Here is a 23760-nt window from a genome sequence, read left to right on the forward strand (position 1 = left end):
ACGTGACAGATAAGGGTTGTGACTTTGCATTTTTCAGTGCATCCTTATGTATAGAAGCTGGATGTCTTTTGACCCCTTGACTTTGCTTTGCGTAATTGCGTAAATTATTAAAATTCTTGCGTCTATTGCATTTGATGCTTTTGTTACAGGGGTTAAATGACCCCTTTCGTTTATAGTTCTATGATGCTAAAACTATTAGTGTGATTGTGAAAGATGAATTACCAAACTTATTGTTGAAACTGAACTCTGTCCAAAGAACTTTACTCGGTGCTAAATAATTTACTAATCACTTTAAAGACACGCTGAAAAAGAAGTTTTTCTAATACAACAAATTGAAACCCAATGGACGCTTACAGCGAAATAGACTGTATATATTTTTCTATTGGCAATAAGACTTCTTATGCCAAGTATATTGACCCGTCAGAACAGGAGGCTATTATGCCAGAAATAGAAACCGGGACTTATCGAGGAAGCCCGCCTTATCAATCAATCAAACGTCCTTTGCCGAAGCTTTTGAAACAATACCATTGTGCTGAACACAAGGTCTATAACAGTTTTATGTCCAAAATTAAAGGATTACCAGAAGCTGTTTCTTTAGATCAACTTGCTCTGCGGGTTCCAGAGCTGAGTGAAGCTAGAGCAGCCAGTCCCTTCTCTGTTTTTTGCGGGACTACGGTTTTTATAAGTTCAGGGATACTTTTGATTGCAAGCGCTATCCCATATTTTTTGAAGATGAATCAAAATCCATATTTTATGTTTGCTTGGTTAGCTTTTGTGATTGTTTTGACAACACTAGCTAGTTATCAAATTCAAAAACAATTTTATTTGGCGAAAGCCGAAGACAAACACTTGTTGTTAGCAATTGAAGCATTAAAGGAGGTACTTACCAATGAACGAAATTCTAACTCACAGCATTAATATCGCAGGCTTCTGTCTTTATGTGGCAGCGATTATTGCAACTGTAACATTGCCGATCTGGGGCTATAACCTGGTTGAATCCAAAATCTTGGGTAAACACAAAGCACTGAGAGTGGCTAGCGAAAACAGATCCACTAGCTTTAATACGACTAGTATAGTAGCGTCGATTGGCACTACTACTGCTGGGGTATTTTTGATTCAAGTCTTGCCGCTTGTTTTTAGTATGATTAATGATGTTGGCGGACAATTTGCAGTTGACACCGTATACGCTGAACATCTTACTGGTAGCGGACTTGGCGATTATGTCAACGGGTTTTATGGTTTAACGGCTGAGCTTGGTGGCATGATGCAAACCGCCGCACCAATGGCTGCTGTTGGACTCGGTGGCTATAATCTTTTGAATAATTTATCAAGAGGTTTGCCGGCTATTGTGAGACCTGTTTCGAAACGAAGTTTCGATGTACAGGTCGATCAAAACAAGGTAGCAACAGTGTGGAACGCGAGTGTTGCCCTTGGAGATAATTCTGACTTTCAATACAAGTCTATTGTTGAAAACTAATGATCCGCACATATAAAGAATTTAAAAAAGCAGAAGAGTTTTTTTGGGGCTTAAGTTTGTTTACTTGGCTAAAGATAGCTGCATTGACTATTGCTCTAGTTTATCTAGCTCTTAGTCTCAAGCTAGGTTTCAATAATCCTCTTTTGCTTTTTCTTTCTATACTCTGGATGATAGTAATTAGTTTTGTCATTAAATCATCTCTGGATAACGCAGTTCCTGGTTTCTATAGTTCTTTTTTGACTCATCCTTTTGCCAATCATGTTTTCAAAACCTTGCCCAATACTGATGGCTACAAATCAGTCCTTGATTTGCAAAATCTAAAAACTATAAACCATGATCATATCGTTTCCAAAGAAGCAGATTTGATTTCAGTACTGAAACTCAATAACGGCATCTCCTGGAACAAATCTACCAGTCAGGAGCGTGATTCTATTTTAGAAACTTGGGCAAGTTACCTTGCCCAATTACAGTCTATTGATTCGATTAATTCCTATTTGCTTAATTCCAATCTATTAGAAGATGTTTTTCAATGTTTTATTTGGGTGAAGCCCTATCAGCTTCAACTTGACAATGTTAATTATAGTTTGAACCACAATCTTGCTGAAATGATAGAGATTAATCAAGAATGGCAAGATAAGGTCTTTGGACAAGATCAATTTATTGCAAGTCCAGAGTTTTATATTATTATACGCCACAAGAATAATAAGAATAAAAATCAACTCTTGTACAAAGTTTTGAGCAATTTTGTACCTGAGTCATGGTTGAGCTTTTTAATCAAAAATGATTTTAATGATTTAGAGACTGAGTATAAACTACTAGAACAAAAACTAGCAACTTGTCTCAAGAGCCTCAACCAGATCGGGATTGCTGCTGAGCCTTTGCTTTCTAATGACTTGATAGCGTTTTGTGATCATTGGTTACTATCCAAACAGCTCAATGGGCAAGGAAAGAATAGACCTGTTTTGAAACACAGTTTCGATGTACAGGTCGCTCAAAAAAAGGTAGCAACCGTGCGGAGTGCGCGTGTTGCCTTTGGAGATAATTCCGACTTTCAAAACAAGTCTAATGACGATTTGCTGATTGATCGGTCTAAGTACCTTGAGTTTAAAGGACGTCTGCACAAGATTTACCGTTTTAGCGTACCACCAGAGACTGGTGATATTAAGTTTTGGCTCTTGAATTACTTACCTTTGTTTTCTACAGAGTCTTATATCTCGATATATTTGCAGCCACGAAACGCAATTAGTGACAGGCGCAAGGCCGAAAATAAATCTGAGATTCTGAAACAAATGAAAACTAGATCTAAAGTCAGTACCGTCAATATTATTCAAGAAAATCAAGAGCTGGCTAAGGATTTGATTGACAGACCTTATAGTTTTGATTTAGTGATTTATATTGGAGTCTCAGGAGCTACAGTTAAAGAATTACAAGATATTGATAATTTGATACGCAAGCCAATGAAACAAACTTGTTTGGATTCTCTGGACCGGCAACAAGTAAATAATTGGCTATATTCATTACCATTTGCATATAATAAATTATCGAATAGTGAGAAGTTGTTTGCTAATTTAGATTTTGCCAAGTCTTGCTTTAGTTTTGTTGATAATGACTTGGGGACTCCCGCAGGTCCCTTGCTGGCAACAGCTTTAGTTAATGCCAAACCAGTTTACCTTAATGAATACGATACTGCTTATTGCCATAACCGGGCTATCAACTTTATTGGTGACTCTGGTTCAGGCAAGACTGTCGCTGCTAAGCTCGCTATTAAGCGGCGTTTGCAAGAAAGCAACAGACGCTTTTATATTATCGACAATACCGAGGATGGTTGGCAATTCTTTGTTGATTTCTTTGGCGGTGAGATTATTGAAATTGATAAATATGGTCTTGATGAACCATTGTTTGCTCCTTTTGCCTGCAGGGCGAAGCCTGGTACTGACGATTTTTTGAAACATATTGAAGATCTTTTGAAACTCTTTGCTGTTATGAAAGACAACCAAGCCAAATTAGACTCTGGCGAGAAAGTATTTTTGACAAACAAAATCCATGACTTATATTATTCATACGAAACACCATCATTGAGTGATTTCTATGAATGCCTCTGTCGATCTGAGAATGAAGACGCCGATAAGTGGAGGGCAGTGATCTCTCCTTACTGTCAGTTGACTGGTGGTATTTATTCCAAACTCATGGACGGTACTCAATCCCATTTGGATAATGATATTCAGTTACGTTTATTTTGTTTTTCTAAATTGAATCCTGATTCTAATTTCTTACCGGTCAGCTTATTCTTGTTATCAAATTTCATTGAAAATAAAATCAGTGTAGATAAACATGCTGGCATCACTTTGGTGATAGATGAAGCTTGGAAGATTTTTACTAATAAAGATAGTGAACATGGTAAGCAACTATTGATACACTTGGCAAGAGCTGGTAGGGGACTAGATTTGGGGCTTTGGACAATTTCCCAAAAACCAAGTGATATCCCTCGAGAGATTCATTCTTCTGCTTCTGTTAGTCTTTGTTTTCAACTGAAGGAAGCTCGCGACAAGTCAGAAATTTCAGCATATGCGAATCTCAATCAAACAGAAAATCAATTATTACACTCACCGTTAATGAATGAGCGAGGCATTGCTCTTCTAAAAACCACTCGCTCTTCAGGCTTAGTTAAATTGACACTTGATCCCTGTGAAGCTGTTTTGTGTAACTCGACGCGTGATTTTGTAAATCGACGCAGTCAATTATTGACTGATTTGAAGAAATCACGAACTAAAGCAGAAGCGTGTTTGCAAGTGGTCAAGGAGCTTGCATGCTAGAAGATGCTTTTAGTCAATGGATGCAACAAGCTGGCTTAATAAAAAAGCTGCAGCTTATTGTAGTCTTGTCTTTGTTATTAAACTTGGCTTTGGTTTATGAGTTGATTGAATCTAGAATAATACCCAAGACTGTCAAAGAGAGTGTTAGTGAAGAGCTACTTACTAATGAATCTCAAATTAGTGAATTAGAACTGCGCAATTTTGTTGAAAATTATTTAGTTAATTTTTTTGATCTTAGTCAGTCAGCAATTGACACTCTCGCTAATATTACTGACAAAGAATTATTTGCTCTTGAGATCCGTCCTGAAATGATCAGGCGTCAAGAAATGAAACTTGTGAGTAAATTCAAGCTTGATGATATTTTTTTAGATTCTTTAGATGAACAACATGCTAAAGCCATTTGTTTAGGCAGAGAATTATTCAATGGTGATTATATGGATCGTAATTTTAGTATTGAGTTGATTATCGACACTAACAATCTTGTTGTGCAGTCTATTCCTGTTTTTAGGATTGAACAATGAGATTGATTATGAGTTTAGTTTTGTTTGTGACTTGCATGACTAGCGCTCAAGCCTTCTTTGGTATTGATTTACAGGATCCTTTGGGGATTTTTAATGATTATCATCAAGATCCAATCAAGTATATCAATATAGACAAGGGCAAGACACTGCTTGAACTTGATAACAATGATAAGAGTGACTTGGGCAATCTTTTGGATCAATATAAACTTGGCTCAACGGCTTCAGATACAATTGGTCAAGTTTTGTCTAATACTTTTAGTATGGGTAATGGACGAGTTGACGTGACCTATCAGGTCAAACGCGGCACGGAATTGGCTCTTAAGCAAGTCTTTAGTGGCTATCCTGAGTATCAACGATTGCAGATGACTGAAGAGATTCTCAATGCCAATTTCCGATCGCACAAAGTGACCGATCAATTTTTGCTTGATGTTTCCAAACAAGAACTTGGTAAACCTAGTATCTTAAAAGCGATTATGAAAATTGCTCAAAAACCGAATCTTAATGCCTTACATAAATTCATCAAAAAGATCGCCTTGGCTTTACTTAGTATCATTACCATCTTTATTATATTTAAGAGACTTGCAGCAAATTCAGATTGGGACTATTCTATCTCCGCACCTTTGCTCAATGGTTTATTTACGATGCTGGTTATCAATTTTGTTGGACCAGGTTTGCATTTGATTATCAATTGGGTTTATGCCTTGAATAATAGGTTGATTATTCTTTTGGAAGATAGTTTTGATTTTACTACTGTTTATAGCAAGCTGGCTTTTAATTGGGAGGCATTGATTGAGCAAACTGGTTATCTTCCTGGTTTGATACTCGCTATTATCGATATACTTGCGCAGTTTTTTCTATATTTCTTTCTAACTGGACTAGTGATTAATATCGTGATTGGCATAGTGCTGTCACCTCTATGGGCGCTTGCTTTGGTTTCTGATTCTTTGAAATCCAATGCAGTTAATTCATTTATTACTTGGTTAAAAACCTTGATCTCTGTTGTGTTGATTTCACTAATATATTTTTTAATCAAGTTAATTCTTAGAGAGTTTGATAATCTCGGGCTTTATTTCTTGGAGATTTCTTTATCTATCACTGGCTTTGTTTATTTACCTGCGTTAAGCTCGGTTATATTAGGTCAGGGGCAGGGAATTTTTAGCCCTGCCTTTGGTGGCTACCGCAATATAATTGATAGTATTAATAATTCTTATGAATCAATTCGTTCTGCAATTGAGCTTAATTCAAATGACCAAGGCTTAATCAATCAACTTAAGTTACAAGAGGATTTATTATATGAGACGCTCAAGCGAGAGGATGATAAAATCTATTAGATATCCTACAAATTTAAGTTTTGTTGGTTCTATCGAAATGAAAAAGCTTGGAACGGTGCAAAGCATTAGTTACATTAGTGGAGAAAATAAATTACTTAGGATATTTAAACATGACTTTAATTTGGATCACTAGTATTCTTGGTATCAATCTTTTGCTGATTTATGTCTTCAAACTTGTTATTGAAAAGAGTTCTCAAAAAGCTAATAATCAATATAAAAATAGTTTGAATTCACTATTGGCTCTTAATACTTCACACCTACATGATGCAGCTAATTTTTTTGCTTTAATTAAAAATCAAACTAACGATACAAATATACAAAACTTTGCCAAAGGAGCTAGTTTTCATTTCCGTTCTTTATTCGATGAACTTTATCAAGCAAACAAATCACTTCGTGATGAAGACAAAGACTTGCTTCAATCACTTTATCAAAAAGAAGCACTTGATCTCAAGGATATTTTGGAACTTGAACTCTTGCAGCTTAGTAATAATGGTCGTTTAGAAATGGTAAACAACTGCACTACTGAACATGCCTTAATTGAGGGCAACTTTTCATTACTATCTAAGGTGATTCTTAATCTCGTTGAGAATGCTCTTAAATATACCGGAGAGCAAGTAAAAATAGAACTAAATGACATGGATAATAAGTGGCAAATTAAGATTAGTTCTTTTGGTAAGTCAATCCCTGATGAACTTGCTGCTGCTATTAATGAGGATTCTGGCTTAGAGCTTAGTACTGGACATGGTTTGGCGAGTCTGCAGCCTGTTATGCAGTTTCATAAGGCTCATGCAGTGATTGATACTCTAGCTGGTGAAGGAACCTCGATACGTTTGATCTTTGACAAGTATAATAGAACTACTATGACAACTCAAATTAGCAAAGATGACAAACATCGCTTTAGTCTAGCGAACCAAGTTTTTGTGTTCTTTAGTTTTGTGTTGATTGTTGTTTCATTAATTTTTACAATTAATTACAACAAAGGTATTTGTGTTGATTATTACCAAAAAACAATTAATAAACCAATTGCAGTTAATATAATCCAAAAAGAACAACTTTGCAAGCAAGCTTTGATTCAATTGCAAGAATCTTTTTCATTTGAAAATACTGAGACCTATCGTTTAATTGAAGACCAGTTATTAAGTCGTTTTGGTGACGATGACAAAGAATTAGTTTCTTTGATTATTTTTGAGCATCTACTCATAGATGCACCGCTAAGTTATAAACAACTTGTTAACAAACGTGCTAAGTCATTGATTGTTGAATTTCCTGATTCTATTGCTTTAAATAGGTACTTAAGTAATTTCTATCTCAATAAAAAATACTACGGCAGAATGATGATTCATAGTTTGAAATATATTCTTGCTATTGCTGAATCCCAACTCTATATTCACCCTGAGCTTTACTTGAGTGATATTGTTGGTGATGATTTCAGCTCTATCTCTAAATTCTTGGCAAAACTATACACTGTAGAGACAGCTCAAGAGCTACAAGAAGAAGCTCTTGTTTTGCCACGTGAAATTAAACCGATACTTGAACCAACTCAAGAGTTTGAAGTGCCAGACCAGCAAGGTGCCGATCTTGATGAGATTGATGGCATGATTAATGAGCTTGATGCAGAGTTAGGATTAGAAGTCGAGAATTTCTAAGATTCTTTGATTTGCTAGATCCCAGTTAAATCAAACTGCAAGCCTAGTCTTCAAGCTCTGCGCTTTATCAGTCCTGCTACTAATCGTCAAATTTGTAGAAACTCTCGGTACACCTTTTGAATGCAAAGTTTGGTGACACTCTCTTAGAGCGTCTTCCAAATCAGACAAACTCCCTTCGACATTAGTGCCAAAGGCATGGTTATTGAGCTTAAGATGATGTTTCTCAAGAATCTCTCTACAAGTTTTGACATAGTGAGCCATTGAAGCTCCCTTACCTAAAGCTGTAGTTGCGATGTCTGCAACCACATACATCGGCTCTGCTATTTTTTGTTTTTTGCGTGACGAAAATAAGCCACGTATTGTTGATACGAATGACATTGTTACCTCCCTACGCTGGAATTACCCAGATCAGGTTCTGAGCTTACTCTGGAATCACCATCTGCTGCGTTATACTCAATTTAATGAATCCTTATTGACGGCTCAGTCAACTGCGGTTCATTAAACTTCGCAAGCCTTGCATATGGCACTTCGAGAGCAAGCTCTAAGGGTCTAGTGCGTTTGCACATTCTCAGCCTCTATACTCAGAAGCTCCCCTGTTCGACACTGAGATTTTAACATAGATTAGATTAGATTCAACACTGCCTCAACAACTTCTTCAATACTTAAATTATCAGTTTTGATCTCAATAGCGTCATCAGCCTTAACCAATGGTGAATGTGTTCTTTGTGAGTCAGTTTTATCTCGTAATTTAATTTCTTGAATCAATTGTTCAAGGTCAACTTCTTCGCCTTGCTCTTTGAGCTGGGCTGCCCTTCTTTGAGCTCTGACTTCAGCAGAGGCGACCATAAATACTTTGAGCTTGGCATCAGGGAAAACCACAGTGCCAATATCACGTCCGTCCATGACCACGTCTTTGGTTTTTGCCATTTGGCGTTGCAGCTCTACTAGCTTCTCTCTAACTACTGGGAAGGAGGCGATATAGCTTACGTTTTGACTGACATTGTTGCTGCGAATTTCTTTGCTGCAGTCTTGATCGTTGATTAATACTTGATTTCCATCAAAAACAAAATTAGTTTGATTGATTATGTCACTGAGTAGCTTTGGGTCTTGATCAGATTGCTTGCCATTGCTTTTTTCTAGCCATTTATAGGTCACTGCTCTATACATAGCGCCGCTATCAATATAAATATAAGCTAGTTCAGTGGCAAGTCGTTTGGCGATTGTACTCTTGCCGCTACCAGCTGGCCCATCAATTGCAATTGCTACCAAGGTTATACTCCCGTTTCAGTTGATTGAGGACTTAGTTTAAGACCTTCTTTTCTTTCAAAAAATCTATTGATGGCATTTAAATATGCTTGAGCAGAAGCAATGACAATATCTGTCTTGGCAGCGTGTCCGCTGTAAACTCCCTTGTTGTCATCATCTCTGATTCTAATATAGACTTCGCCGAGTGAATCAATACCCTCTGTAACTGACTTAACTGTAAATTCAATTAATGTGCAATCGGTCTTGGTTAGCTTGCGAATACATTTGCAAATTGCGTCAACGGGACCGGTGCCAAGTTCGGCACCTTTGAGAATATTGGTTTTATCTCTTTGATCGCGTAGTATCACACTTGCCGTCGGCAAATTACCACTACCGCAAGTTACTTGTACATGCTCTAATTCAAATGTCGCACTAATTTCATTCTCTAATGATTGGTTAGAAGCTAATGCATATAGATCTCTATCATCAACTCGTTTCTTTTGATCAGCAAGTTTGCTAAAGCCAGCATAAATGCTTGCTAGGTTTTCTTCGCTGATATCATCAAAGCCCAGCTGAGCAAGTCTTGATTTGAGCGCATGTTTGCCAGATCTTGGTCCTAATGGGATTTGTGTGGCAAGAATACCAACATCTTCTGGGTTCATAATCTCGTAAGTATTTTGATTCTTGAGCATACCATCTTGGTGAATACCAGATTCATGTGCAAAAGCGTTAGCTCCGACAATTGCTTTATTAGCTTGAACAAAAATTCCTGAAATATTGCTGACTAATTTACTTGTTCTAATTAATTGCTTAGTATTGATATTGGTGTTGTATCCAAGATCATGACGGGTCTTGAGTATCATGGCAATTTCTTCAAGGCTAGCGTTGCCGGCTCTCTCGCCAATTCCATTGATAGTACATTCTACTTGTCTTGCACCATTCATGATTGCAGCAAGTGAGTTTGCCGTCGCTAGTCCAAGATCGTTGTGGCAGTGAACGGAAATAATCGCTTGATCTATATTAGGTACATTCTTTTTTATGTCTTTGATTAATTGGCCAAATTCGAGTGGGGTTGTATAACCCACTGTGTCAGGGATATTGATAGAAGTGGCACCTTTGGAAATGGCTAGTTCGATGATTTCATAAAGAAAGGATTTCTCTGATCGTCCTGCATCCTCTGGTGAAAATTCAATCTCATCAATAAGTGATTTGGCGTACTCAACCATCTCACCGGCTTTTTTGAGAACCTGATCAGGAGTCATTTTGAGTTTGTGCTCCATATGAATTGCTGAGGTTGCAATGAAAGTATGTAGTCTTTTTTTGCTGGCGCCTTTAAGTGCATCAGCTGCTACTTTAATATCTTTTTCGATTGCTCTAGCTAGAGCACAAATGGCTGGTCCATGAACTTCTTGAGCAATAGTATGTACTGCCTCAAAATCTCCCTTACTTGAAACAGGGAATCCAGCTTCAATTACGTCAACCTTGAGAAGTGCTAGTTGTTTGGCGATCTCAAGTTTTTCTTGAGGATTCATGCTGGCACCTGGGCTTTGCTCACCATCGCGCAAAGTGGTGTCAAATATATAAACTCTATTTGGATCTGACATATTAAATAGTATAGCGCAAATCTATTTATTAATTTTGCCATATAATAGCGAGGTGTACAGATACATTGCTATTCTGCTCCTCATTGTTTTGAGCTCGTTTAGAGTTCATGCTAGCCCTAGCTCATTAACAGGAGTAATTTCTGAAATTAAAGTGACTGGTAACCGTTTGGTTTCAGAAAAAGAGATTTTGGATGTGATTCAGGCGTACAAAGGTCAAGCACTTTCTAAAGAACTAATTGTTGAGGATCTGCGGAGGATTTTTGGGATGGGATATTTTGTGGCTCAATCTGTTGAAGCTAAACCATACCAAAAACCTGATGGTAGTATTTTACTGGAGTTTGAAGTTGAAGAAAATGCTCCTGTTACTGATTTGATTATTTATGGTGCAAACCAAATTGAGGAGATTGACGCTTATCAATATTTTAGTGGTCTGATTGCCAAGCCAGAAAATGCCAGGCTCGTCTCTGACAAGATTCATGAGCTTGAACAGGAGTATCTTAAGCAGGGATATATACTAGCTCGTGTCAAAGACATAGACATGGATAGCAGTGGTAGACTTAAAATTTATATCGATGAAGGCGTCATCACTTCAATTGATTTTAATGGTAATCACAAAACTCAGTCTGAATATCTTCATTTGTTGATGACTAATACCAAACTCAACGAGCCATATAACGAACGTAAGTTTGGCAAGGACTATAAAAAAATTCAAGGCACTAATTACTTTGATGACCTGAACAGAGTCGTCAAACCTAATATTGATCAAGAAGGTTATGAGCTTGTGCTTCAGATCAAAGAAAAAGCCAAATTCTCTAGTTTTGGTCTAGGCGGTGGCGTGAATTCTTCTGCTGGTTTATTTGGTAATGTGAATTATACCAAGGGTAACGTCAAAGGTATGGGCGAGACAATTAATGTTACTGCTCTCATTGGTAGCGGTTTTGCTGCTGGTAGTACCTTGAATACCAATAGTAACTTTGTGAAGAGAGGGAAGTATACTTCGATTAGTGGTACTTACACCACCCCGTTTTATCACGGACATGATTTTTCTTTTACTCGTAATTTGAGTTACAACAAAGGTCCCAATTTTACAGTCGACTTGACTGAACAAACTATGACTAGCGCAGGAGCTACTATCTCTAAGAGTCTTGATGACAATCAAAATCTTAGTTTTGGTTCTTCGTTTAATTTGATTGATATAACTGATCGTGAGCGAGCTGATTATATCAACATGGTTACTGACAATATAATGGAGATTGATCGCCCTAGTAATCAGGATTTGTTGAATGCAAGCCCAAAACAATTTATTAATGGTAAAAGATCTATTGCCAAAGCAGAAGCGAGAGAAATTAGAGATGAGCAAATTGTTAGTGGTTCTTTCTTAGACTTTAGGTCTAGCTATCTCTATCAAAATCTTGATGACAACAATAAACCAAGAAGTGGTACTCGATTTAGAACTGCTGTTATGCCAACTCTCGGTTTAGGTGATATTGATAGTTACACCAAACTCAGTACTAGTGCTTCTCGTTTCTTTCCAATGCCAATGCGTTCTACATTGTTGTTGAATTTGCGTGGTGGCTATGATCTCTTTGGAGATATTCCTCAATTCTCTAAATATAGATTAGGTACTAGTAGTGGTGTTCGTGGTTATAGGCCAATCTCTGAATTGGGTGTTGGTAGCAAGATGCTCTTGAGTACTGCTGAATTTAGAACTCCTATTTATAATATTTTGCCTAATCTCAAAAACTCTAAGCTCTTTAAGAATCTAGATTTTGCTTTGTTTGCTGACGCTGGTTTAGTAGGTGGTGACGTCAGGCTCAATAGGCTAACAGAGAGACTCTCACAAGCTGCTTCTGTTGGCTTTGGCTTACGTATCAATATTCCATTATTTGGCGCACTGAGGTTTGACGTTGGTTTTCCAATTATTGAAGCTCTTACTGATAGCACTAAGTTGTTCAGGCTCAATTTTGGTCCGGCTACGTTTATTTAAGGAGATATACTAGGTAGTTGCCCTGATTAATTATTATTATCTAAAATTAATCATCAATCAGGACGCCTTTACGTAAGCTATGCTAGAATCCATCAAGTATGTCAAATCAAGATGAATTAAACGATATAAACCAAGCACTTACGGAAGAAGTATCTACTGAACCTCCTGAGGAGCTTAGTGACGAAGCAAGGGTTGCATTTGCACTTTACTTAGATGTAATGAAAGATGGCAAAGTGACTAAGGACGGGACCAAAATTCCTCCTTTAAACACTCACAAAATTAGTAGATTGGCTGAAGTTAATCCAAAGCAAGTATCTAAGGGCTTTGATAGATTGAGAACTAAGGGCTTTTTGAATAATGATGATAATGGCGATTTGTTTATTCCTGATATTCTTGCCTTTGAAGACTGGCTTAAAACTGAAGGCGCAGTAATATAAATTTTATTTAAGTAAATCTTTTCTTTGCTTAACCTAGGGTTAATCTAAATGTTTTATATATTGTTCACGATGTCAATATATCAACACATACCCTACATTAACTCCGCAGAACGAATGGCTGACGCTGAGTCTTTGGTTTCACAAACCCAGGCAGATAATGCTTTTGCAGAACAACTCATGCAACAAGCAATTCTTGGGATTGGCGACGCTCAAGCAGCAAGGCAACTACTTTCAACGGTAAGACAGCTACTAGGACACGCTAGAAACAATCAGCAGTTCTGGTTAGAAGTTGCGAAGGGTGACAAGGAAACCTACAAGAAAGAAAACGAACTAATCAAAAGCACTTAATTCTAATTAAGTAGCCGATGACTATTTCATTGATTTCAAATATTTAGTGTAGGGCCACAACGGCCCTGCAATTACCATAAAGGGGAAGCGAATGCTTACAAACACAAACTCAGTAGCACAAGAAGCAAGTTATTTAAGCTGGTCAGTCCAAGCAGAATATAACAAGCGTGCCATGGATCAATTGGCAGCCAGTAACTTCCAGGATATTTTTAGTTTGACCAAAAGAATTTCTGAGGTTGAAGTTAAAATGAACAAGCTTAAATTTAGAACTCAAGGTATTGGTGGCATGCTTGGTATTGCTGCTGGTTCACTTGGTGGTCCACTTGGTAGCGTAATTGGTTTTGGAATCGGTAGATCAGTTGGTTCATTTGTTGGAAACGGAATGGCTAAAAAATACTACGGTACAGAACAAGCTGTGATTAATGAGCATCTTTATTTGGCTAAACAAAGAGATGGTTTGATTAAATACAATATTGGTATTTATGATGGTGCAAAATCAATGATTAGAACTATGCGTCAGAACGTAATCAATGACGACAAGAAAATTTTACAGGACATGATGGTCCTATAACAATTCTCCCTCCCTCCCAGAATAAAAAGGACCCTAATAGGGTCCTTTTTTTTGCTACACAAATTCCTTGTGGATCATTAGACCTGTTTCGAAACAGCGTTTCGAAGATACAGGTCGCTTAAAAAGATCGCAACCATGCGGAGCGCATGTGTTGACCCTCTAAACTTTAGCGAGAGTATGTAATCGGTTCATTCAATGCATCTATAGGACCAATATAGTCCTTGCGCAAAGGATGCCCTTCCCATTTGTCTGGGTTGAGGATTCTTGTTAAATTTGGATGCTCAAGGTATTCAATACCAATCATGTCAAAAGCCTCGCGTTCTTGCCAGTCAGCAGTAGGGAAGACTGTCGTGAGTGATTGTATTTGAGGGTTTGCTCTGGGTACAGTCACTTTGATTACAACTGCTTTGGCGGTTTCCTCGTCGATACCGAGATTCTCAAGTCTATAAATAGATTGATAGCCATCTTTGACTTCAAGTGCTGTAATAAAATTCAGCAAGTTAAATTTCATGTTGCGTTTAAGATCTTTGGCTACTTGTAAAAGATCATTTGCTTCAATTGCAATCATTTCTGTACCAGACTTGTCATTGCCAAGTGCTTTGACCTTGATGCGTTTCTCTGACAGAAAGCTTGCGCATTCTCCAAGTTCTATTTTTAGTTCTTCAGTATTTTCTTCTGTCATAATTTTATTTTAGGGCTGCATTGAAAATGCAAAGCTTCAATCCTTATCTTATTTAATTAGCAAGCCAGTTTCTTCATCTACTTCTCTAATTGCTTTATTGTGCGAGCTTGAGATTGCTTTTCTTTGGGATAATTTCTCTCTGCGGATTTTGCGCTGTAGAGTAAACAAACCATGGAGCAAACCTTCTGGGCGAGGCGGGCAGCCAGGTACGTAGACGTCTACTGGGATGATTCTATCTACGCCTTGAACTACTGAATAGCTGTCGTGGAACATGCCACCAGTGATGGTGCAGGCACCCATTGCAATTACGTATTTAGGTTCAGGAAGTTGTTGGTAAAGTCTTACTAGAGCTGGTGCCATTTTGCGGGTGATGGTTCCTGCGGTGATGATCAAATCTGCTTGTCTTGGAGTGGCACGAAATACCTCAGAACCAAATCTTGAAATATCAAATCGCGACATCCCTACTGACATCATTTCAATTGCGCAACAAGAAGTACCGTAAGTGAGGGGCCAAACACTGTTGGATCTAGCCCAGTTGTAAATACTATCGAGGAAACCACCAACTGTAGTTACCATTAAGTTTGATTCAAGTCCTTCAGGGATTACAATATCTCTGCTTGGCGGTGGTGCCACTTTGCTGTCTTCAAATAGTTCTTGTATATTAGCCATAGCTATATATAAAGTATATCAATTAGCCTTATTCGGCAATACCGTTACTTTGTTAACGCCGGGTCGTAACAAAGTAACGCTTTGTATTGACAAGTATCGAGGAAACGTTACTTTGTTACGACCCGGCGTTAACAAAGTAACGGTATGTATTGATATGTGTGCTTTAGGTTTTTGGCTTGGCATAGCAGTTACAATGTTCACTGATGGTCACCAAAACAAAACAAAGATTATTACTTATAGACGGCAGCAACCTAGCTTTTAGAATGTTTTTTGCGCTGGAAATGAGTAATTTGCGAGATGTCAATGGCAATCCTACTTGGGCTGTTTATGGAACACTCAAAGCACTATTTGACACTATTGAATTTGCCAAGCCTTGCCATGCTGCAGTAGCTTTTGATTTACCCGAGCCAACTTATAGACATGAGATTTTTGAAGATTACAAAGCTAATAGACCAGATGCAATGCCTGATGATTTACAACCTCAATGGGAAGTGATTAAAGAAGGTTTTAGGCGCTTTCATATTCCTGTTCTTGAAGAAGCTGGTTATGAGGCTGATGATTTGATTGGCATCATGGCCAAAAAGGCTGAGCGTAACGGTTATGAAGTCGTGATTCTTTCTGGTGATAAAGATCTTTTTCAATTAGTAACTGAGAACGTTTCAATGGCTGTGCCCAAGCGCGGCGGCGGGCTGGAGATCTTTGGTCCTGATGAGGTTTTTGAGAAGATGGGTGTAAGACCGGATCAAATTACTGACTATAAAGGAATTGCTGGAGATAGCTCTGACAATATACCAGGTGTGCGTGGTCTTGGACCCAAGGCTGCAAATAAATTATTGGGTGAATATGGTGATCTTGACGGGATTTATAAAAATATAGATGCTGTTGGTCCACCTAAAACCAAAGAAAAACTTATTGAGCAAGAAGACCAAGCACGCATGTCAAAACATATCGCCACCATTATTATTGAAGAAGATGGTGTAAAGAATTGTGATCTTGGTTTGAATCATTGCAAGCTTGATATGCCTGATACTGATAATTTAATTAGTTTCCTGAAAGAATTGGATTTTAATTCAATCCTTAAGCGTTTACCAATGGTACTCAAACCCTTTAATAACGGCAATTTAGCCAAGGTAGACGTTGGAGATTTGCCTGCTAGTCCAGAGCCGCAAACAGTCTCTCGTTCTAAAGGTAATGATATGGATTACAAACCAAAGAATCAAGAACGTTGGGCTGATATCGATAAAGAAATCAAGGAATTAGACATTAAGGCTTTTGTTGTTTTGGATGAAGCTGTTTTGAACAATGTTATTAAAGAAATTCAAGAAGCCTCGATTTTTGCTGTGGACTTAGAAACCACTGGTTTGAATACACTGAGTTGCGATATTGTCGGTTGGGCTTTAGCTTATAAAAAAGCCGATAAAATCAAGAGCTATTATATTCCAGTGCGTCATCAAGCAATCAAGCAGTTAGACCCTGATTTAGTAAGAGACAAGCTCAAAACAATTTTGGAAGATGAGACTAAATTACAAATTATTCAAAACGCCAAGTACGAACAGAAAATCTTTAAACGTATTGGAATTAAAATTCATACTAGTTTTTTTGACACCATGCTTGCTAGTTATGTTTTTAACCCAGCTAATAAACATGGACTTAAGATGCAGTCTAAGAGAATCTTTGGTTTGCGAATGGTTGAGATCGAAGACTTGATTGGCACAGGACGCAAACAAATCACCATTGATAATGCACCATTAGACAAGGTTGCAAACTATGCGGCAGCTGATGCTTATATAACTTATATGCTCTATGAGCATTATCAAACTGTCTTTGATCCAAGAGAGCTGAAGCTGCTCAATGATTTAGAGTTTCCTTTAGTTGATGTGCTCGCTGAAATAGAGCTTGCTGGAGTCAAGATTGACACTAAGTTTCTTGCTGAGCTTAGCTCTGATATCCACAAAAAAATAGATAAACTCATTGATGAAATTCATGGACTAGCCGGAGAAGAGTTTAATATTTCTTCACCGAAGCAATTGAGTGACATTCTTTATGGTCCAATGGGGATGCCAACGGTAGGTAAGAAAACTAAGTCTGGTGGCTATTCTACAGATATGAGTACACTAGAAACAATTCTTAATGACTATGAATTAGACCTGCAGCAAAAAGCCATGATCAATTCTGTGATTGAATACCGCACTTTGACCAAGCTTGCTTCTACCTATATTGATAATTTGCCTAACTTGGTAGACAAAACCACTGGTAGATTACATTCTGACTTTAATCAAGTTGTTACTGCTACAGGGCGTTTGAGCTCGAGTAACCCGAACTTGCAAAATATTCCAATCAAATCAGAATATGGCAGGCAAATTCGCAAGGCTTTTGTGCCTATTGATGATGAGCATTTGATTATTAGTGCTGACTACTCGCAAATTGAACTTCGAGTACTTGCACACATGGCTGACGAGAAGGCATTGATTGATGCGTTTAATAATGATCAGGATATTCATCAACGTACTGCAATGGAAATCTTTGGACTCAAGGCTGAAGAAGTGGACAGTGACAAACGTCGTATTGGTAAAACTCTCAACTTTGCTTTGATTTATATGCAAGGTCCTTTTGCAACAGCCAAGCAACTTGGTATCACCATGTCTGAAGCACGTAAATTCACCGCACAATATTTTGATGCCTTTCCTAATATCAAACCATTTATGGATGCCAGGTTAGATGCTGCTCATGAAGAAGAATACACTGAGACCTTGCTCGGTCGCCGTCGCTATTTTCGTAATATCAACAGTCCAAACAAGATGCTAAGTAAAGAAGAAGAGAGACAAGCCTTCAATGCTGCGCTGCAAGGAACCGCTGCTGACATCATCAAGGTCGCCATGATTAGCTTGAACAACAAACTCAAAAATATGAAGAGTCGTATTATTCTTCAAGTACACGATGAACTTGTGCTTGAAGTGCACAAATCAGAAGAAGCCCAAGTCAAAGAACTAATGGTCGCTGAAATGTCTAATGCTTACAAACTCAAAGTACCATTAAAGGTGGATATTGGTGCTGGGGGCAATTGGTTGGATGCGAAGTAGTTATTTGACTTGTCCGGAAATATCGAATAGCTATGTTACGCTCTAAATAGGAATTACTTACGGGGTTTCAGTTTTGGTTTGGATCATTCGACCTATCTCGCGTCTCTGAACATCTCCAACTCAGTCAACTCCAGTTCATAAAGATCCGCATGTCTTTCAGCGGATAGTGACAGCTTTAGTTTCAACGAAGACACGGTGTCTCAGAAACATCTCGGTATATTGCATCGCAATTGACCAGAGATTTATTGAACATTTCTGAATAAGTCTTTTTAGTAATTTATATTGGTTTTTGTTACATTCAAAAAGCTGAAGCAAAACAATTTGTCCGAAAAGGTTTTGTAGCAAAGTCAACAAAATTCAGCTTCGTAGAAGCTGCTGGCTTTGTGAGATTGCTTTTTGGAAAATTCGTTTTGTGAAAGTTTCGCCGCTGTAAATTCTGCATTAGATTGCTTCGGCGAGGTCCTGACGTTGTTTCACTCCTCAGGATGACGTACGCAATGACGCGTTACTCAAAATCAAAGCCATTACCATTACTTCTATCTAAACTAAAATCAGAGGCTTTAACGTTTTTCAAGAATTCTTTGAATTCTTTGCGCGCCTCAGGATCAGCAATAGGTTCAATTTTGTCTTCGCTATCATGAAGAGCTTGAAGCTCACCACAAACTTCTTCGAGGATTTTTTCAGACACAAAAATAGAAGCTTCAAGTCTTAGGGCAATTGAAATTGCATCACTAGGTCTTGCGTCAATCGCAAGATTGTTGCCGCTTTTGTCGGTAATAATTATAGAAGCAAAAAAGGTGGATTCTTCGTATGAATTAATTTCGATGGAGTCAACTTCTGCTTCAAGTGAATCAATTAGGTCAACCATCAAATCATGAGTCATTGGTCGTTCTGTTTCAGCACCAGTAAGTCCGCGTGCGATTGCCTGCGCCTCAGCCTGACCAATCCAGATTGGCAAAGTATATTTGCGCTCGTCATCGTTTAGAATAACCAGCGGTATGTTCGTTCTTGCATCGAGGGCTACGCCCGTGACAAACATTTCCATCATGAGAGAGTTATACCCCTCTAGAAACCCCTTAACATAGGCATTTTGAGCGATGTAGATAATCCGACGCCTCTGATTTTGAGCTAAATTAGCTCGCCAATTCTACCACCTTAATTAAGGCTCCAGCTTTGTTATAAGTCTCTTGTAACTCGCTTTCTGGCAGGGAATCAGCGACTACACCACCACCAGCTTGCAGGGTGATTTTATTGTTTTCGATAATCATGGTTCTTATTATAATAGCGACATCCACCAACCCGTCTAGTCCAAAATACCCAATACCACCACCATAGGGTCCTCTGGCTTCTTTCTCTAGTTTGGCAATGATTTTGATGGCTTCTACTTTTGGCGCGCCACTTAAGGTACCAGCAGGAAAGCAGGCACGGAATAATTCAACACCAGATTTGTAACCTAGTTCGGATTTAAGTTCACCAATTACTGAACTGACTATATGCAAGACGTGAGAATATTTTTCAACTATCATGTTCTGTGCAACTTTGATAGAGCCGCTTTGACAGACTCTGCCAAGATCATTTCTAGCTAAGTCCATTAGCATCACATGCTCAGCAACTTCTTTGGGGTCGTTTAATAGTTGGTCTGCAAGTTGTTGATCTTCTTCTAAGGTTTTGCCTCTCTTGTATGTTCCAGCAATTGGTCTGATCTCTGCTTCTAACTTCCCACTTGTATTGTAACTAGACTTCACTATCATTTCAGGCGACGAACCAACCAGAGATACAGAACCAAGATCATCAAGATCTAGATTGTATAAGAAAAGATATGGAGAAGGATTGACCGTGCGCAAAATTCTATAAGCCTTAAGCGGGTCAATTGAACACTGTTTAATTAATTTATGGGACGGAACAACCTGAAAAATATCACCTTCTATAATATGTTCTTTGGCAGTTTCTACCATTGCCTTGTATACATCCTCGCCAGTGTTGCTTTCAAAACCATTGGCCGATGGGTGCCTAGTACTGTAGCTCTCTAGGTCAATATCAAGTCTTGGTAGATCAATCTTGTCGTTGATTGTTGCTTGCAGCTCTGCTAAGTTAGCGAGACTCTCTTGATATTGTTTTGCAAGTCCTTGCTTGTGGTCAACAAGAGTATTGGCGATGAGGTATATTTTTTGAGTTACTCTATCAAAAACCACCATTGAGCCAACCAAAATAAGGTAGCTTTCTGGATATTGCGATTGTTGCATTGAGAGACTCGGTTCAATATATCTAATAGTTTCAAAAGAAAAATACCCAACAAAGCCTTGATGGAAAAATGGTAATGCCGGATTTGTTTCCAAACCATTGAGGTTGATTTCAGTTAGGCGATCACTAAGTCTCTGATAAGGATCACCCTCGTAAGTCTTGATGATTTCAAGAGCTTTGTAGCCAATAAAGCTATAGCGTCCAATTTTTTCGCCGCCAATTACTGATTCAAATAAAAAGGCATCTTTGGAATTCTTGTGAAGTTTGGAGTAGATTGATACTGGTGTATCTAAGTCAGCGACAAGCTCAGTCCAATTGCTGACCATGGCTTGCTTATTAGCCAGTTCTTGGAATTGATTGAAATTAAGCACTAGCCTGCTCTTTTTTTTGTTCTACTATTTGTGCGTGATAAAGTAGTTTCACTGTGTTCTTGCGAATATCAGCAAGTAAAATATCAAACATATCAAAACTTTCTTTCTTGTATTCAATCAATGGATCTTTTTGACCATAACCTTGCAGATGGATTCCTTCTTTGAGCGAGTCCATAGCATGTATATGTCCAACCCATTTAGAGTCAATTACATGTAGCATGATTTGTCTTTCTGCTTCACGCAGAATTTCTTTGCCGCAATTCTGTTCTTTGTCACTATAAATCTTATACGCTGAGTCCTTGACTTGATGCATCAAGGCATCAAAGCCTGAATCAGCAAAAGTTTCAATATCGTCAAGATCACGCAATACTGCCCCGCCAAGATCAGCTTTGAGTTGATCAAAGATGGTTAGCATTGGACTAGCTCCGTTACTATCATCGTACCAGAGCTCTTTTGGTGTATTTGGGTTGATATGAGTATAAATCACGTCTTCAATATGATCATTGATCATATCAAGTATATTGTCGTGAATATCCTCACCCTTGAGGATTTCTCTACGCTCACGATAAATCACTTCACGCTGAGTATTAAGCACGTCATCGTACTGAAGTACATGTTTACGTAAGTCAAAGTTGTGCGACTCGACTTTCTTTTGTGAGTTATTGATCGCTCCAGTAATGATACTTGCTTCAATCGGTAAATCCTCGTCAGCATTGAGCATATTCATAATGCCAATTACTTTCTCTCCTCCAAAGATACGCATCAAATTGTCTTCCAGTGATAAATAAAATTTGGATTTGCCTGGATCACCTTGACGACCGCAACGACCTCGAAGCTGATTATCGATTCTTCTACTTTCGTGACGCTCACTACCAATGACATAAAGTCCGCCTTGCTCTAATACATGCTCTTGAGCTTTGGTGTTGACGATATTGTAGTCTGGGTGACTCGGATCACCTGATAAATGACCGCCAAGAATAATGTCAGTACCGCGACCTGCCATATTGGTTGCAATAGTAATTGCCCCAAGCTTGCCAGCCTCTCTAATGATTTCAGCTTCTTGTTTGTGGTGCTTGGCATTAAGCACACTTACTCTGAATTTCTTGCGAATAAAATCAAGTACGCTAATTACAGCTTCTAGGCTATCAATTGCAAAGCTACTATCTTCATTTGGTTTTTTAATTGCTTCTCTAATGAAGCAAAAAAATGGCTCCGAGTTTTTGCTGCTGAGATTGCCAGGTTTGTCTAAGAGTTTTAGGAACTCATTATCAAGTGTGATTTTGTGCTCCTTGAGGACTTTATTGAGTCTTTCAAGTCTAAAACTAAGTACGTTGAGTGCATATTTTGGCTTGGTCAGTATATCTGCTAAGTATTCTGACTTGTCGATACTGGTGGTACCAACTAGTGTTGGGGTACCAGCGTTATGTGCCATGACTATATCTTCGGCAATTGCAAAATACTTGGCTGCTTCTGATTTGTAGACAACGTCATTAAGGTCAAGTCTGATACATGGCTTGTTGGTAGGGATATTAACAACTCCAAGGTTGTAGATTTTTTCAAACTCTACAGCTTCTGTCATTGCAGTACCTGTCATACCACCAAGTTTGGAGTAGAGTCTAAAAAGATTTTGGAAAGTAATACTTGCCATGGTAAGAGTCTCTTCTTGAATCGCAACTCCTTCCTTTGCTTCAATTGCCTGATGCAAGCCATCTGACCATCTACGACCTTCCATCAGACGTCCGGTAAATTCATCAACGATAATGATTTCTTTGCGTCCTGATCTTTCTGATTTTTTGACAATATAGTCTGTGTCTTTTGTGAATAATTCTTTGGCACGAAGTGCTTGAATTAAATGATGCGCGAAGTTGTATTCTGGGTCCCAAAGATCTTTGACTTTGAGCACTGTTTCTGCCTTGTGAATACCAGAATCTGTTAGGATTACGTTTTTGGCTTTTTCGTCTAAGTAATAATGAGAATCAATTGATTTATCTTTTTCATCACTACCGCAATTGAGCTGTTTGACTGCTTTTGACATTGCTTGATAAATCTCGTTTTTCTTTGTGTCAGGCAAGCCACTGATGATTAACGGAGTACGAGCTTCATCAATAAGAATACTATCAACCTCGTCTATGATTGCCATATAGTAATCACGTTGCACGCAGTCATTGATGTCGGTTTCCATATTGTCGCGTAGATAATCAAAACCAAACTCATTATTGGTTCCGTATGTGATGTCGCTGCCATAGGCTTCTTGTCTTTGTTTTGGATCTTTGCCTGCAATAACTAAACCAGTGCTTAAACCAAGAAACTTGTAGAGCTTGCCCATCCATTCTGAGTCACGCTGAGCTAGGTAGTCATTGACCGTTACAACATGAACACCGCGACCACTTAAAGCATTGAGGTATGCTGCTAATGTGCAAACAAGAGTTTTACCTTCACCTGTTTGCATCTCAGCAATACCACCGTTGTGAAGTTGGAAGCCACCAATCATTTGTACATCAAAATGGCGCATGCCAAGTACACGTGTGCTTGCTTCTCTACAAACTGCAAAAACCTCAGGGAGGATTTCATTAAGCACTTCTTTCAAGACTTTGTCATGGCTGGTTCTAATTTGACCAGGCATTTTGGGTACATCGTCTCGGATTAGTTTAACTAATTCAGTTTCATCGAGTCTTGATTTGATTAGATTCTTGAACTCTGTTGTTTTGGCTTGCAGTTGAGAATCGCTTAATTTTGA

At 38.4% G+C, this 23760-nt stretch carries 19 protein-coding genes and 1 riboswitch; of the genes, 11 read left to right on the top strand and 8 right to left on the bottom strand.

Features of this window, described 5'->3' with window-relative positions; translation table 11 throughout:
* Window positions 1–342 precede the first annotated feature (342 nt).
* The 6 genes from O3C63_05320 (at window position 343) to O3C63_05345 (ending at window position 7788) form a co-directional block, all read left to right on the top strand.
* Complete coding sequence (locus tag O3C63_05320; protein MDA0772345.1) at window positions 343–918, top strand: hypothetical protein; 576 nt, start codon at window positions 343–345, stop codon at window positions 916–918.
* A complete protein-coding gene (locus O3C63_05325) occupies window positions 890–1477 on the top strand; it encodes a hypothetical protein (protein ID MDA0772346.1) in 588 nt (195 codons plus the stop codon). The genes O3C63_05320 and O3C63_05325 overlap by 29 nt, the downstream gene beginning before the upstream one ends.
* Window positions 1477–4290, top strand: coding sequence for an ATP-binding protein (locus O3C63_05330; protein MDA0772347.1), 2814 nt, complete (start codon window positions 1477–1479; stop codon window positions 4288–4290). The genes O3C63_05325 and O3C63_05330 overlap by 1 nt, the downstream gene beginning before the upstream one ends.
* Window positions 4257–4811 carry a hypothetical protein gene (locus tag O3C63_05335; protein ID MDA0772348.1) on the top strand — a complete coding sequence of 185 codons (555 nt, stop codon included), beginning with the start codon at window positions 4257–4259 and terminating at the stop codon, window positions 4809–4811. The genes O3C63_05330 and O3C63_05335 overlap by 34 nt, the downstream gene beginning before the upstream one ends.
* 8 nt (window positions 4812–4819) lie before the next feature.
* Window positions 4820–6142: a hypothetical protein gene (locus O3C63_05340; GenBank protein MDA0772349.1), complete on the top strand. Its 1323-nt coding sequence runs from the start codon at window positions 4820–4822 to the stop codon at window positions 6140–6142.
* 77 nt (window positions 6143–6219) lie between these two features.
* Complete coding sequence (locus O3C63_05345; protein ID MDA0772350.1) at window positions 6220–7788, top strand: hypothetical protein; 1569 nt, start codon at window positions 6220–6222, stop codon at window positions 7786–7788.
* A 30-nt stretch (window positions 7789–7818) separates the two neighbouring features.
* Here O3C63_05345 and O3C63_05350 read toward each other — a convergent pair whose 3' ends face one another.
* The 3 genes from O3C63_05350 to O3C63_05360 form a co-directional block, all read right to left on the bottom strand.
* A complete protein-coding gene (locus O3C63_05350; protein ID MDA0772351.1) occupies window positions 7819–8166 on the bottom strand; it encodes an MTH1187 family thiamine-binding protein in 348 nt (115 codons plus the stop codon).
* Window positions 8157–8226: riboswitch (TPP riboswitch) on the bottom strand. (Overlaps the previous gene by 10 nt.)
* A gap of 183 nt (window positions 8227–8409) precedes the next feature.
* Window positions 8410–9063 (bottom strand): (d)CMP kinase, encoded by a 654-nt coding sequence (gene cmk / locus O3C63_05355; protein ID MDA0772352.1) that lies wholly within the window; start codon window positions 9061–9063, stop codon window positions 8410–8412.
* Window positions 9060–10637, bottom strand: a complete 1578-nt coding sequence (locus O3C63_05360; protein ID MDA0772353.1) for a 2-isopropylmalate synthase — start codon at window positions 10635–10637, stop codon at window positions 9060–9062. The genes cmk and O3C63_05360 overlap by 4 nt, the downstream gene beginning before the upstream one ends.
* A gap of 52 nt (window positions 10638–10689) precedes the next feature.
* Between O3C63_05360 and O3C63_05365 the strand changes: the two genes are divergently transcribed.
* The 4 genes from O3C63_05365 to O3C63_05380 all read left to right on the top strand — a co-directional run bounded on the left by O3C63_05365 (window position 10690) and on the right by O3C63_05380 (window position 13980).
* Complete coding sequence (locus tag O3C63_05365) at window positions 10690–12624, top strand: BamA/TamA family outer membrane protein (GenBank protein MDA0772354.1); 1935 nt, start codon at window positions 10690–10692, stop codon at window positions 12622–12624.
* A 98-nt stretch (window positions 12625–12722) separates the two neighbouring features.
* On the top strand, window positions 12723–13061 hold the full coding sequence (locus O3C63_05370) for a hypothetical protein (GenBank protein MDA0772355.1): 339 nt from the start codon (window positions 12723–12725) through the stop codon (window positions 13059–13061).
* Between the two features lie 69 nt (window positions 13062–13130).
* Window positions 13131–13409 carry a hypothetical protein gene (locus O3C63_05375; GenBank protein ID MDA0772356.1) on the top strand — a complete coding sequence of 93 codons (279 nt, stop codon included), beginning with the start codon at window positions 13131–13133 and terminating at the stop codon, window positions 13407–13409.
* 91 nt (window positions 13410–13500) lie between these two features.
* Window positions 13501–13980: a hypothetical protein gene (locus O3C63_05380; GenBank protein MDA0772357.1), complete on the top strand. Its 480-nt coding sequence runs from the start codon at window positions 13501–13503 to the stop codon at window positions 13978–13980.
* 166 nt (window positions 13981–14146) lie between these two features.
* Here O3C63_05380 and O3C63_05385 read toward each other — a convergent pair whose 3' ends face one another.
* Both O3C63_05385 and O3C63_05390 read right to left on the bottom strand, forming a co-directional pair.
* Window positions 14147–14662 carry an NADH-quinone oxidoreductase subunit C gene (locus O3C63_05385; protein ID MDA0772358.1) on the bottom strand — a complete coding sequence of 172 codons (516 nt, stop codon included), beginning with the start codon at window positions 14660–14662 and terminating at the stop codon, window positions 14147–14149.
* A gap of 48 nt (window positions 14663–14710) precedes the next feature.
* Window positions 14711–15238: an NADH-quinone oxidoreductase subunit B gene (locus tag O3C63_05390; protein ID MDA0772359.1), complete on the bottom strand. Its 528-nt coding sequence runs from the start codon at window positions 15236–15238 to the stop codon at window positions 14711–14713.
* Between the two features lie 296 nt (window positions 15239–15534).
* Here O3C63_05390 and polA point away from each other — a divergent pair, with 296 nt between their 5' ends.
* Window positions 15535–18411: a DNA polymerase I gene (polA, locus tag O3C63_05395; GenBank protein ID MDA0772360.1), complete on the top strand. Its 2877-nt coding sequence runs from the start codon at window positions 15535–15537 to the stop codon at window positions 18409–18411.
* A 505-nt stretch (window positions 18412–18916) separates the two neighbouring features.
* Here polA and O3C63_05400 read toward each other — a convergent pair.
* The 3 genes from O3C63_05400 to O3C63_05410 form a co-directional block, all read right to left on the bottom strand.
* Window positions 18917–19459: a bifunctional nuclease family protein gene (locus tag O3C63_05400; GenBank protein MDA0772361.1), complete on the bottom strand. Its 543-nt coding sequence runs from the start codon at window positions 19457–19459 to the stop codon at window positions 18917–18919.
* 85 nt (window positions 19460–19544) lie between these two features.
* Window positions 19545–21023 carry a chorismate-binding protein gene (locus O3C63_05405; GenBank protein MDA0772362.1) on the bottom strand — a complete coding sequence of 493 codons (1479 nt, stop codon included), beginning with the start codon at window positions 21021–21023 and terminating at the stop codon, window positions 19545–19547.
* Window positions 21016–23760: preprotein translocase subunit SecA (locus tag O3C63_05410; protein ID MDA0772363.1), on the bottom strand; the 2745-nt coding region annotated here is incomplete at its 5' end. The genes O3C63_05405 and O3C63_05410, both read right to left, overlap by 8 nt.

It is taken from the genome of Cyanobacteriota bacterium (assembly GCA_027618255.1).
Classification (GTDB): domain Bacteria; phylum Cyanobacteriota; class Vampirovibrionia; order LMEP-6097; family LMEP-6097; genus JABHOV01.